This window comes from Streptomyces sp. KLMMK (assembly GCF_036961605.1).
Classification (GTDB): Bacteria; Actinomycetota; Actinomycetes; order Streptomycetales; family Streptomycetaceae; genus Streptomyces; species Streptomyces telluris.
Genome location: NZ_JBAMDC010000041.1, coordinates 24,031 through 34,426 on the forward strand (window position 1 = coordinate 24,031; position 10,396 = coordinate 34,426).

The following is a 10,396-nucleotide window of genomic DNA, read 5'->3' on the forward strand; positions in this document are numbered from 1 at the left end:
GTCGACGAGGCGGTGCAGGACGTCAGCGGGCCGCGGTGTCGGACATGCTCGCAGTGGTGACCATGACGGTCAGCAGCAGTGCCGAGGGTGTCCGTGCCGAGGTGGCGCTTGCGGCCGATGATGCGCTTTCCCTCGTCCGTGCCCTGGTCCGCGAGGTGCACGTTGGCGGAGGTCTTGATGGTCCGGGAGTCCAGCACGCACGCGGAGGGCTCGGCGTTTCGGCCTGCGGCCTCGCGGACCAGGCGCCGCAGGAGGCCGCTGAGCTGCTCGAAGATGCCGTCCTTCTGCCAGGCCGCGAAGTAGCCGTAGGTGGTTCGCCAGTGAGGCAAGTCGTGCGGCAGATATCGCCAGGGATGCCGGTGCGGTCGACGTAGAGCACAGCGTTCATCAGGGAGCGCAGGTCGTGCTCGGGCGGGCGGCCGATGTCCAGGCCACGCCCGCGGCGCTCGGCCCGCCAGGCGGTCAGCACCGGTTCGATCAGCTGCCAGCGGGCATCGGACAGATCGCTGGGATAGCCACGGCGCGGAGTCATGTTTCCGATGTACTGCGCGGCAACCAAACTGGCCAGCAGGCAAACGGCTGCCGGCCGGAACGCCTTGGGATGACACAGGAGGGGCCGGGATGAAACATTCCCCACGTGCCACGTCACGCGCTTCCCGCTCGTCAGTCTCCCCAGCATGGGACGTCAGGGCCGGAAAGCGCTAGATGCCGTCCTAAAACAGCATCAAACGCTCAGTGACAGGGTGTGTCACATCTTGAGGTGCTGTCTGCGTCAAGGAGACGAACACTAAACCGTCGTTCTCGAGCAGAAGAAGGAGTTTCTCATGTTTGCCGCCTACCTCGTGGTCACCCTCCTCACCGCGGCTGTCAACGGTTCGGCCGCCATCGCCAACTTCATCGGCCACGACTACCCCAAGAGCCAGGCGGACAAGTTGCGTGTGCCCCGGTTCTGGATGCGCCCACTGGGCGCACTGCTGGCGTTGGGGGCGCTGGGGCTGCTGGCCGGGTTCGCCGTGCCGGTGCTGGGCATGCTCGCTGCCATCGGCCTCGTGCTGTACTTCCTTGGTGCACTCTGCGCCCACCTGCGCGTTCGTGACTACCAGTTGGGTCCCTGGGCCGTGTTCTTCTGTCTGCCCGTGGCTGCTTTGGCCGTGAATCTGGCCTACCACGCCGCCCGGTGATCCGGTGCAGCCCGTCCCTCAGGACCAGCCTCCCCAAGGATTTCCTGCCGATCCAGCGGCGATGAACCCACCGCCCTTTCGAGCCTAACTGCCGAAGACGCCATGGGTCTCCGGTGCAACTGCCTCAGTCCCGCTGAACTCACGGCCGACGTGACGTTAAAGAGCAGCCGACCCAAAAGAGCAGCCGACCAAGTGACAAGTAACCGGCCGGTAGCCTTCGGTTGAAGGGAGCCTGGGCAGTGGGCGGTTCGCCTGGGTCTAGGCTGTGCGGGTGGTGGGCTCGAAGCGGGCGAAGAAGTCGTCCAGCGCGGAGGCGTTCACGGTGAGGGTGTTGGCGTCCCTGCACTGGTTCCGGCCGGCCAGGCGGCGCAGGAGCTCGTCCCGGTCGACTGGTGATGCGCTGCTGTCGGCTGGACTCTGGGTACCTGTTCTCCGCACCGCTGGGAATGGGCGAGGGGTAGGTCTGGAGGGCCAAGCGGTAGTCCGATTCCCGGTATCCGGCGTTCGGCATGGTGCCGCGGATCGCGTCGAATCAGCAGCACCGCGCCCGCCAGCCGGGGACCGGCGGCGCCGACCCTGGTGGAGGACCGCAAGCCCCTGGTAGGGCGGGGCCTCCCTCGGCAGGTCAGCGACGCGTACTAATCACGCCTTGATCATGGTCTTGAAGTTTTCCAACGCAGGGAGAGTGGAGAAAGACGCTGGTCAACCTGGCTGTTAATGCTGCCTCCACGTCAGAATGGGCTCTTCTGCGGGTCGTGATCATCTTCCTCCACGACGACCTTCGCCTCTCGTGGCACTGGGTCATCGAAGACCACGGCATGTTCCTCGGCACTCTGTTCATGCTGACCGCCGCGTGGGAGACATCGCCCAAAACGTCAGGATCGGACGCCGCACCGTTCCGATTGCTTTCGGCGAGACGCCCACCCGTGTGTTCCTGGCGGCGGGTTTCGTCGCCCTGCCGGTGGTGGTTTGCCTCATACTCCTCGCCCCGCATGGGTCAACTACCGCTGGCTGGGCTTTCGGGATGGCCATGGCAGCCCTCGACTGGTTCACCGCGTACCGCGTTGTGGCCCTTCGCGACGTTGAAGCAGACCGCCTCACCTACGTGCAACGGACGTGGCTAAGGCCGGGTGCACCGCGACCTGGTATAGACCGATTCCGCCGACCGAACCGGAGTACGGGCGGGCAGCGGCCACCGCGTCGGTCGAGGACTTCGCACCCCCCGTCTCGTCGGCGATCAGGATCCCGTTGCCGTCGTCGAGCAGGCACACCATGGCGACCAGCGCTGGCCGCTACGGGCCTGTCCGAACGCCGGCGGCGAACCGCTCGTCTTCTCTCCACACGACTTCCGCAGGATCTTCGTGACCGACGCCATCATGAACGGTCTGTCACCGCACATCGCCCAAGTGATCTGCGGACATAGAGCTTGTAACGCGATCTTGTAGAGATGTGATGGCCGGGTGTGACTGGTGTGATGATCCGGCTGTTCGCGGGGTGTGAGTACGCGCCTGTGCTTCCCTCCCTTTAGAGCCTCCCGCCTCGATGTGCACACCGAGGGCCCGGAGGCCGCCCCGGGGACATCCGGCCGATGGTCCGGGATCCTCCTCGGGCGGTATCAGATCCGAGGGGGGTGACGATGCGTCATCCGGTGGCGACGCCGGGGAGGTCACCCGGGGTTCCCTCCTCGGTCGGCACTCATGGGAAAAATCGCGCGTGGTCCGAGTTCCGCACTACTCAGGAGCCGTCTTGCACATACCCAGATACGTCACCGCCGTCTGTGCCGCCGCCGCGGCGACGGTCTTGGCCACCTCCACGCCCGCGGCAGCGGAGACCGGCCCGGCGCAGGACAATTTCCTTCCCGCCATGGTCTATTCCATCCTCCGCCTCGACATCGATCCGCCGGGCGCCAACGACTGGAACTGCCGTCCCAGCGCCGCCCACCCGCGGCCGGTCGTCCTGGTCCACGGCACCTACGAGAACCGCTACAACAACTGGGCCCGGATGTCCCCCGAGTTGAAAGCCCAGGGCTACTGCGTCTACGCCCTCGACTTCGGCGACACCGACGACGCCGGAGTAGCTCTCGCTCCCACCGTCAAGGGCTACGGAGACATCAAGAAGTCCTCCAAGGAGCTGGCCGCCTTCGTGGACAAGGTGCTCGCCGCCAGCGGCTCCGGGCAGGTGGACCTCGTCGGCCACTCCCAGGGCGGGACCCTGTCCCGCTGGTATCTCAAGGCCGACGGAGGCGCGAACACGAGCGACCCCTCGAAGAACAAGGTCAAGAAGGTCGTCCAACTCGGCGCGACCAACCACGGCACCACCATGAGCGGCATCGAGACCCTCGCCGACCAACTCCACATCCTGGAGTCCGGGGCAAAGCCCCTGGGGAAGGCGGGCATCCAGCAGTACGAGAAGTCCGACTTCATCAAGGAGCTCAACGCCGGCGGGGACACCGTTCCCGGGGTCGACTACACCGTGATCGGCACGAAGTACGACGAGATCACCACCCCCTGGCAGAGCACGTTCATGACGGCGGGCCCCGGAGCAACGGTGCGGAACATCACCTTGCAGGAGGGCTGCTTCGTCGACTTCTCCGCCCATCTGAGCATGTCGTACAGCCCGCGTGCGATCGGATTGGTCAAGCGGGCCCTGGACCCCTCAGCGCCGGCGGCTCCTTGTGTGCCGAGGGCTCCCGCCTTCTGATTCCGGCCCAAAGGTCCGCCTTGGCCGATCTCGATCGCCAGTCGGCCGCCGGAGAATCGCCGGAAGACGAGGAGGCCGACTCCGCCCTCCAGTCCCGTGAAGATCTGGCGGCCGCCGCTCTGGACGGTCTTCAATGCCCTGTCGGCCGTGCAGTTTGCCCTCGAAGCCGCATCGGGAGTACTCGTAGGAGAGGGTGAAGCCTGCGCAGGCCGGGCAGATGGGAGCGCGGTCGCCGGGCCGCAGGCCGGGAAGTGCCCGGTCGGTGCCGCAGTCCGGGCCGCATCCGCGGACTCGCAGGGCCTTGTCGTGACAGGTGCGGCAGACGTAGCCGTCCGGCAGCCGGTGGTGCCCGTGCCGTCCGTCTCGTCGATCCACCCCGCGTCGAGCGACTCGTCACTGTCGAGGACGACGAACTCCCGCTCCTCGGAAACGAGGGTGTGCCCGCCGGCCCGCACGGCCGCCACCAGCGCGTCCAGCCGGGCCCCGGCCGTCCGGCGCCCGACCGCGCGGCAGCGCTGCGTGACGAACCGCTCGGCGCGTCCGTCGGCGCGCACCCGGCGGGCGTTGCGCGACAGGTGCGCGCGGTGGGCGGCGGCGAGGCCGGCGAGCGCCACGAGGTCCGTACCGGGGGTGAGCAGCAGCTTCAGGTGGTGCTCGAAGTAGTAGCCCGCCCCGAGGACCGCCGCCTCCGCGTCGGTCTCCGGCACCCCCTCCGCCCACGGGGCCGCCTCGATCTTCGTCCGTACGACCGTGAACCCGGCGCCGTCCAGCCCGCGGGCCGCGGCCTCCACCGCCCCTCGCACGTCCGGCAGCGCGCCGGACCGGCGCAGGGTGAGCATCGGCTGGCTGGGGGTGCGGCCGCGGTCCAGCAGGATGTCGGTGAACTTCATCCCGTGGTCCGCCGCGTACCGCTGGAGGGACTGGTCCGCCCCGGCGGTCGCGGAGGGGCGGACGGTCAGATGGGCCTCGAAGTCACCGGCGAAGGCCGGTATCGGGGCGGCGGGCGGGGGTGCGGGTGCGGTGGTGCTCGGTATCACCGGCACATGATCGCAGGTGGTCGGGGGCGGGCTCCCGCAATGTCACCGCCGCCCGTGAGCGGCGGTGCGGCAGGTGGTGCGGCAAGCGACCCGCTCGGGGAGCGGGCGGTGGAGCGGGGGCACCCCGCACGGCCGGGGGTGCACGAGACGTGCGCCGTGCGGGGTGGGTCCGAGGGACGCCGGTGGCGTCAGAGGGTGAGTGCGCCGAGGTCGACCGCGGCGGCCATCGCCAGGGCTCCGGCGTCGTTGAGGTGCATGCCGTCCCCGCTGTCGAACTCGGGGCGGATGTGGTCCGGCCGGGCGGGGTCCTCCACGGCGCGGGCGACGTCGAAGACCGAGTCGAAGGTGTCGCCGGTGCGGAGCCACTCGTTGACCTCGCGCCGCGCAGCGAGGCCCTCGGGGGTGTTGTGGCCCGGGTAGACCGCGCCGGCGAACGGTCCGATGGTCGCCGCGTGGATCGTCAGCCCGGCGTCGTGCGCACGGCGGGCCAGCTCGGTGAACCCGGCCGTCAGCTCGCCCGCCGTGGCGGGGGGCAGACCGACCATTCCGGGCAGGCCCAGGTCGTTGATGCCGAAGTTCACCAGGACGTGGGCGGCGCCGGGCACGGACAGCACGTCCCGCTCGAAGCGCGCCAGGGCGTGCTCGCCGATCTCGTCGGTCAGCAGCCGGTTCCCGGCGATGCCCTGGTTGACGGTCCAGCCGCGCTCCAGGCGCCGGTTGAGCGCGTCGACGGAGCGCAGGTTGGCGCCGAGGGTGGTGCCGACGCCCTCGAACCAGGAGTCTCCGAACGCGACGGCGACTGCCGTGCCTTCGGGCGCGAGCACGTCGATCCCGGTCACGTAGAACCTGGCCTGCACCTGTTCGGCTCCGGGGAGGGCCGTGGCCCCGGCCCGGTTCCCGCCGGTGACGTAGGCCGTCTCGACGGGCATGTGCGAGTAGGTGGCCGGGCCGGTCCGCGCCGGCAGGTAGAGGCTGAGCACGAGGTCGGCGCCCGCCCGGACGGACAGGTCGACCGGGTCGCTGACCACCTCGCCGCCCGCCGGGACCGTCACCTGCGCCGAGCCGCCGAACCGCACACCGGTGTCGGTCTCGGCGACGATCTCGTCGGCCGTCTTGCGCTCGGCCACCCGGGTCTCGGCGACGGTCAGCGGGGCGCGGCCGTAGCGGTTGGAGAGCCGCACGCGTATCCGCTCGCCGCCGCCGGCCATGTACAGGACCTGACGGACCGTCTGGTCGTCGAAGCCGCGCGGCTCGGTGAGCCGGATCTCCTCGTACGGGCTGATCACCGCGCTGCGGAATCCCGCCACCCACTGCTGGGTCATGACGCGCCTTTCTCTCGGGTGCCTGTCGTTCGTACGGTCGATTGGGTGAGTGCCGTCTCCCGGGGGAGCGCCGCCCGGGCCGCCACCGTCTCCGTCCGGGTGCCGCGCAGCCGCCCCGCGAGGGCCGCGCTGATGGCCAGCGTGACCAGGCAGAGGACGGACAGCACGAGGGGCAGGGCGCCGACGTCGTACTCCTCGATGACCGCGCCCAGCGTGGGCGGGAAGGCGACGGAGCCGAGCATGGCCGCGGCGATGACATAGGCCATGGCGTTGCCCGCGGCGGGGGCGGAGCGGTTCAGCCAGTTCAGGCCGTTGGGGAAGATGGGGCCGATGCACAGCCCGGCGGCCGCGTACGCCCAGGGGGCGAGGCCCGGCACCGGTACCAGCAGGACGCTGACGGTCATCAGGGCGCAGGCGCCGGTCACGATCGCGGCCGGCGACCAGCGGCGGGCCAGCGGGGCGACGAGGAAGCGGCCGACGGTCATGGCCAGCCAGTACGCCGACGTCGCGACGGTCGCACCGGTCATGCTCTGACCGAGCGCGTGCAGGTGGGTGGGCTCCCAGTTGCCGATGCCGCTCTGCACCGCGAAGTGCAGCATGTAGACGGCGACGAACCCGGCGAGCACGACGGCCGTGCCGCGTCCGCCGGAGCGGCGGGCGGGAGCGGGGGAGGCCGCGGCGAGCTCGGAGGGCGTCGGGCGGGCACGGATCCCGCGGACGCACGCCAGGGGGATCAGGGTCAGGAAGCCGATCGCGATGAACGTCGCGCCGTAGCGGTCGGGGCCGGTGACGGCGATGACGGCCGGCGCCAGGACCGTGCCGAGCCCGAAGCAGCCGTGGGCCACGTTGAGCAGGGCCGGTCCGCGGGAGCCGAGCCCGATGAGGAACAGCCGGCTGATGGCGAAGTCGACGCCGCCGAGGCCGAGTCCCGTGACGACCGCGGCCGCCAGCATCAGGGGCCAGGTCCCGGAGAGGCCGAAGGTGACGGTGCCCGCCAGCATGGTCAGGTAGGACGAGGTGAGCAGGGCCCGGTTGCCGATGCGGTGATGGACGGCGTTGAAGCCGAGGACGCCCACCACCGCGCCGAGGGACTGGGCGGCCAGCGCCATGCCGGCCGTCGGCTCCGACAGGCCGAACCGGTCGCGCAGGGCGGGGACCACCGGGCCGTAGAGGGCGATCAGCGCGCCGATGATGACCATGCCTAAGCAGGACGCCACCACGGCGGTGCGGGTGAACAGCGGCTCCTGCTCGCCTTGGGGAGAGGGCGAGCCGCCCCGGGCCGTCACTGCGCGTCCTCGCCGGCCGGCGCGAGCGTGGTCAGGAAGGCGGCCACGTGATCGGCCGCCGCCTCGCGGGCGGCCTGCGGGTCGCCCCCGTCGATCGCCTCCAGGATGCGGGCGTGTCCCGGGTCCCCGTAGTGCTCCTCGGGCCGGCGCACGCCGCCGACCCGGACCGAGTCCCGGACGGAGCCGAGCATGCTGCCGTACAGACGGGCCAGCACGGGGTTGCCCGCGGCCTCGACGACGGCCGTGTGGAACTCCACCGCCGCCCGGTTGAACTCACCTGCCCTGCCGTCCCGGTGGGCGGCCGTCTGACGCTCGTACACCGCTGCGAGACGGTCCAGATCGGCCCGGCTGCGGCGCTCGGCGGCGAGTCCGGCCGCCTCCACCTCCAGGCCGCGCCGGGTTTCGAGGACGTGGCGGAGCTCGGCGTCGGCCAGGTAGCGGGTCAGGACGGCGTCCACCTCATGGGTGCCGCGCACGAACGTCCCCCGGCCCTGCGCCGTCTCCAGCAGGCCCACGTACACCAGGGCCTGTACCGCCTGGCGCAGCGTGCTGCGGCTGACCTCGAGTTCCTCCACGAGCTCGTCCTCGATGGGGATCTTGCTGCCCATCGGCCACCTGCCGCTGACGATCTCGGACTTCAGCCGGTCGATGGTGCCTTCGATCAGTGCCGAACGCGGTACTGCGCGCACTCCGCTCACCTCCTCATTGAACATATCATCATCCCTTAGTGAGGTCACCCTAACTTTCGGAAGGGCCCGGCACCGTACCGACGGTGACGGTGGTCCCCTCGCTGACGTATCCGTGCCGGGAGCGGAGCGGATGGTCCTCCGCGCCGGCATCGGCGAACGGCACCATCCGGTGGTCCCAGCCGCTGCCCATGCCGCGTGCCTGCCGGGCGACGAGGGCGCAGATCCGGGTCCAGAACCGCAGGGTCTCGGGCTCCAGCGGAGCGATGTGCTCGATCACCGTCGTGTGCTGGCGCACCGAGGCCAGGCCGGCCTCGCGCAGCCACCGGTGGAGTTCACGGCTGCGCAGCAACTGCCGGGCGTACGGGCAGGACGGGGCCGCCGCGCGGAAGAAGTCGGTGAGGAGGAACGGATCGCCGGGCCGTACCGCGAGCGCCGTGACGTCCGGCACCTGAACGGCCACCAGCCCACCCGGCCGCACGACCCGGCGCAGCTCCCTCAGGGCCCGTTCGAGCATGCCGTCGTCCAGGTGCTGCAGGACGTCGGCGCACCACACGGCATCGAAGGCGCCGTCGTGGTGGGGGAGGTCGAGTACGTTCGCGTGGCGCACGTCCACGGCACGCCCGGGATCGTACTGACGCATGCGCTCTTCGGCGATCGCCGTGTTCCGCGCGATCCGGTCCACCGCCGACACGCGCCCTTCGGGGCCGACCAGCTCGGCGAGCCAGGGCAGGAAGTCGCCACTGCCGCAGCCCGCGTCGAGTACGTGCCATCCGGATCCGATTCCCACCTGCTCCAGCGCGGACTGGTAGGACTGGAGGCACGTGGCGGGGCGGGTGTGGGCCAGGGTGGGAGCAGCGTGTTCCGGCTCGATGACGCGGTCCAGGGTCAGCATGTCGATGTTCCTCAGGGTGTGCTGGTCGGGGTGAGGGCGAGGCGCGCGGCCGGCTTCAGCTCTTGTCCGCGGCGGCCTCGGCGGGGCGCCGCGCCGCGAGCTCCGTCCCGGGGCGTACGAGCGGGCCGCCGGCCGCCACGGGAACGCTCTTCCGGTGGGAACGCCGCGTCGTCAGCAGGCGCATGGCGGGCATCTCCCACCACCGGTAGACGGCCCAGGCGAGCAGAAGGGTGACCGCCGCGAAGGCCGCGGCGAGCGCGGACGCCGTCCAGGCGTTCCAGGACCTGTCGTGGCCGAGCAGGTCGTGCCCGATCCGCAGGACGGTCTGGTGCACGAGGTAGAAGGCGAAGGACACCTCGCCCAGCCACACCATGGACCGGCTCCTCAGGGGGGACTTGCGGCCCTCCAGGTCGGACATCGTGACGGCCGGGATGAAGAGCGTCAGGGGGATCACGGTGATGGCGGAGAGGCCGTAGAGGACGGGCGCCTGGACTGCGGCGGCGTAGCCGATCGCCAGCAGGCCCGTGGCCACCGCCACGGGAATCCGGGGCCAGGCGCCGTCCTTGACCAGCTTCGCCACGGCGATGCCCAGGAGGAATTCCAGGCAGCGCGACACCGGGAAGGCGTAGACCAGCCAGTACTGGCGCACGGACACACCGCTGTCCAGCTCGGGGTGCGACACGTCGAGCGGCATGCCGGGCCCGCCCTGCAGGAGGCCGGCTGCCACGGGCAGCAGCCAGACGCCCGCGACGGTCGCCGCGACGAGCGTCCAGGTGCCGGTCCGGCCGAGCCGTCCGACGAACCGCGCCAGCAACGGGAACATGAGGTAGAAGAACAGCTCGCAGCACAGCGACCAGCTCGGCCGGTTCACGCTGAAGAAGAAGTCGAGGCGCGGGACCCACGTCTGCACCAGTGCGAGGTTCGCCGTGGCGGATCCCGCGGCGACCTGCTCCCCGAACAGGAGCAGGAGGGGCAGGGTGAGCACCCAGAGCAGGAGGTGGTTCGGGTAGATCTTCGCGAGGCGGCGGCGCCAGAATTCACGGGCGGGCCGGTTCGGCTTCGCCGACCAGGCGAGGACGAATCCGCTGAGGATGAAGAAGAACGAGACGCCGACGCCGCCGGCCGGATTGAAGATCTTCGACAACACCGGGTTCGCGCCGTCGTCGTACAGCTTTTCCACGCTCAGGTGGAAGAAGAAGACCAGCAGGGCCGCCACGAACCTCAGACCGGTCAGGGACGGGAGCCGTGAGTCGGCGAGTGTCCGTTCATTTCTCATGTTTCCCCCATGA

The 10,396-nt window shown here is 70.3% G+C and carries 8 protein-coding genes and 1 pseudogene; 2 read left to right on the top strand and 7 right to left on the bottom strand.

Going from position 1 to position 10,396, the window contains the following annotated elements:
• Nucleotides 1–28: 28 nt before the first annotated feature.
• Nucleotides 29–532 (bottom strand): annotated as a pseudogene (locus V7793_RS38190) (IS5 family transposase); the annotation flags it as partial.
• 292 nt (nt 533–824) lie between these two features.
• Between V7793_RS38190 and V7793_RS10625 the strand changes: the two are divergent.
• Nucleotides 825–1,181 (top strand): DoxX family protein, encoded by a 357-nt coding sequence (locus V7793_RS10625; protein WP_336004775.1) that lies wholly within the window; start codon nt 825–827, stop codon nt 1,179–1,181.
• Between the two features lie 258 nt (nt 1,182–1,439).
• Here the strand turns inward: V7793_RS10625 and V7793_RS10630 are convergent, their stop codons facing one another.
• Nucleotides 1,440–1,619, bottom strand: coding sequence for a hypothetical protein (locus V7793_RS10630; RefSeq protein WP_336004779.1), 180 nt, complete (start codon nt 1,617–1,619; stop codon nt 1,440–1,442).
• A gap of 1,308 nt (nt 1,620–2,927) precedes the next feature.
• Between V7793_RS10630 and V7793_RS10635 the strand changes: the two genes are divergently transcribed.
• Complete coding sequence (locus V7793_RS10635) at nt 2,928–3,881, top strand: esterase/lipase family protein (protein ID WP_336004782.1); 954 nt, start codon at nt 2,928–2,930, stop codon at nt 3,879–3,881.
• Between the two features lie 1,225 nt (nt 3,882–5,106).
• Here V7793_RS10635 and V7793_RS10640 read toward each other — a convergent pair.
• The 5 genes from V7793_RS10640 to V7793_RS10660 form a co-directional block, all read right to left on the bottom strand.
• Complete coding sequence (locus V7793_RS10640; RefSeq protein ID WP_336004785.1) at nt 5,107–6,240, bottom strand: GDSL-type esterase/lipase family protein; 1,134 nt, start codon at nt 6,238–6,240, stop codon at nt 5,107–5,109.
• Complete coding sequence (locus tag V7793_RS10645; protein WP_336004789.1) at nt 6,237–7,439, bottom strand: MFS transporter; 1,203 nt, start codon at nt 7,437–7,439, stop codon at nt 6,237–6,239. Before V7793_RS10645 ends, V7793_RS10640 begins: the two co-directional genes overlap by 4 nt.
• Before the next feature lie 83 nt (nt 7,440–7,522).
• The gene (locus V7793_RS10650) at nt 7,523–8,215 is read right to left on the bottom strand and encodes a FadR/GntR family transcriptional regulator (RefSeq protein WP_336004792.1); all 693 of its coding nucleotides are present in this window, start codon (nt 8,213–8,215) and stop codon (nt 7,523–7,525) included.
• A gap of 49 nt (nt 8,216–8,264) precedes the next feature.
• Nucleotides 8,265–9,107: a methyltransferase domain-containing protein gene (locus V7793_RS10655; RefSeq protein WP_336004795.1), complete on the bottom strand. Its 843-nt coding sequence runs from the start codon at nt 9,105–9,107 to the stop codon at nt 8,265–8,267.
• Nucleotides 9,108–9,162: 55 nt separating this feature from the next.
• Nucleotides 9,163–10,396 (bottom strand): acyltransferase family protein (locus V7793_RS10660; RefSeq protein WP_336004799.1); only part of this gene is annotated, 1,234 nt, incomplete at its 5' end.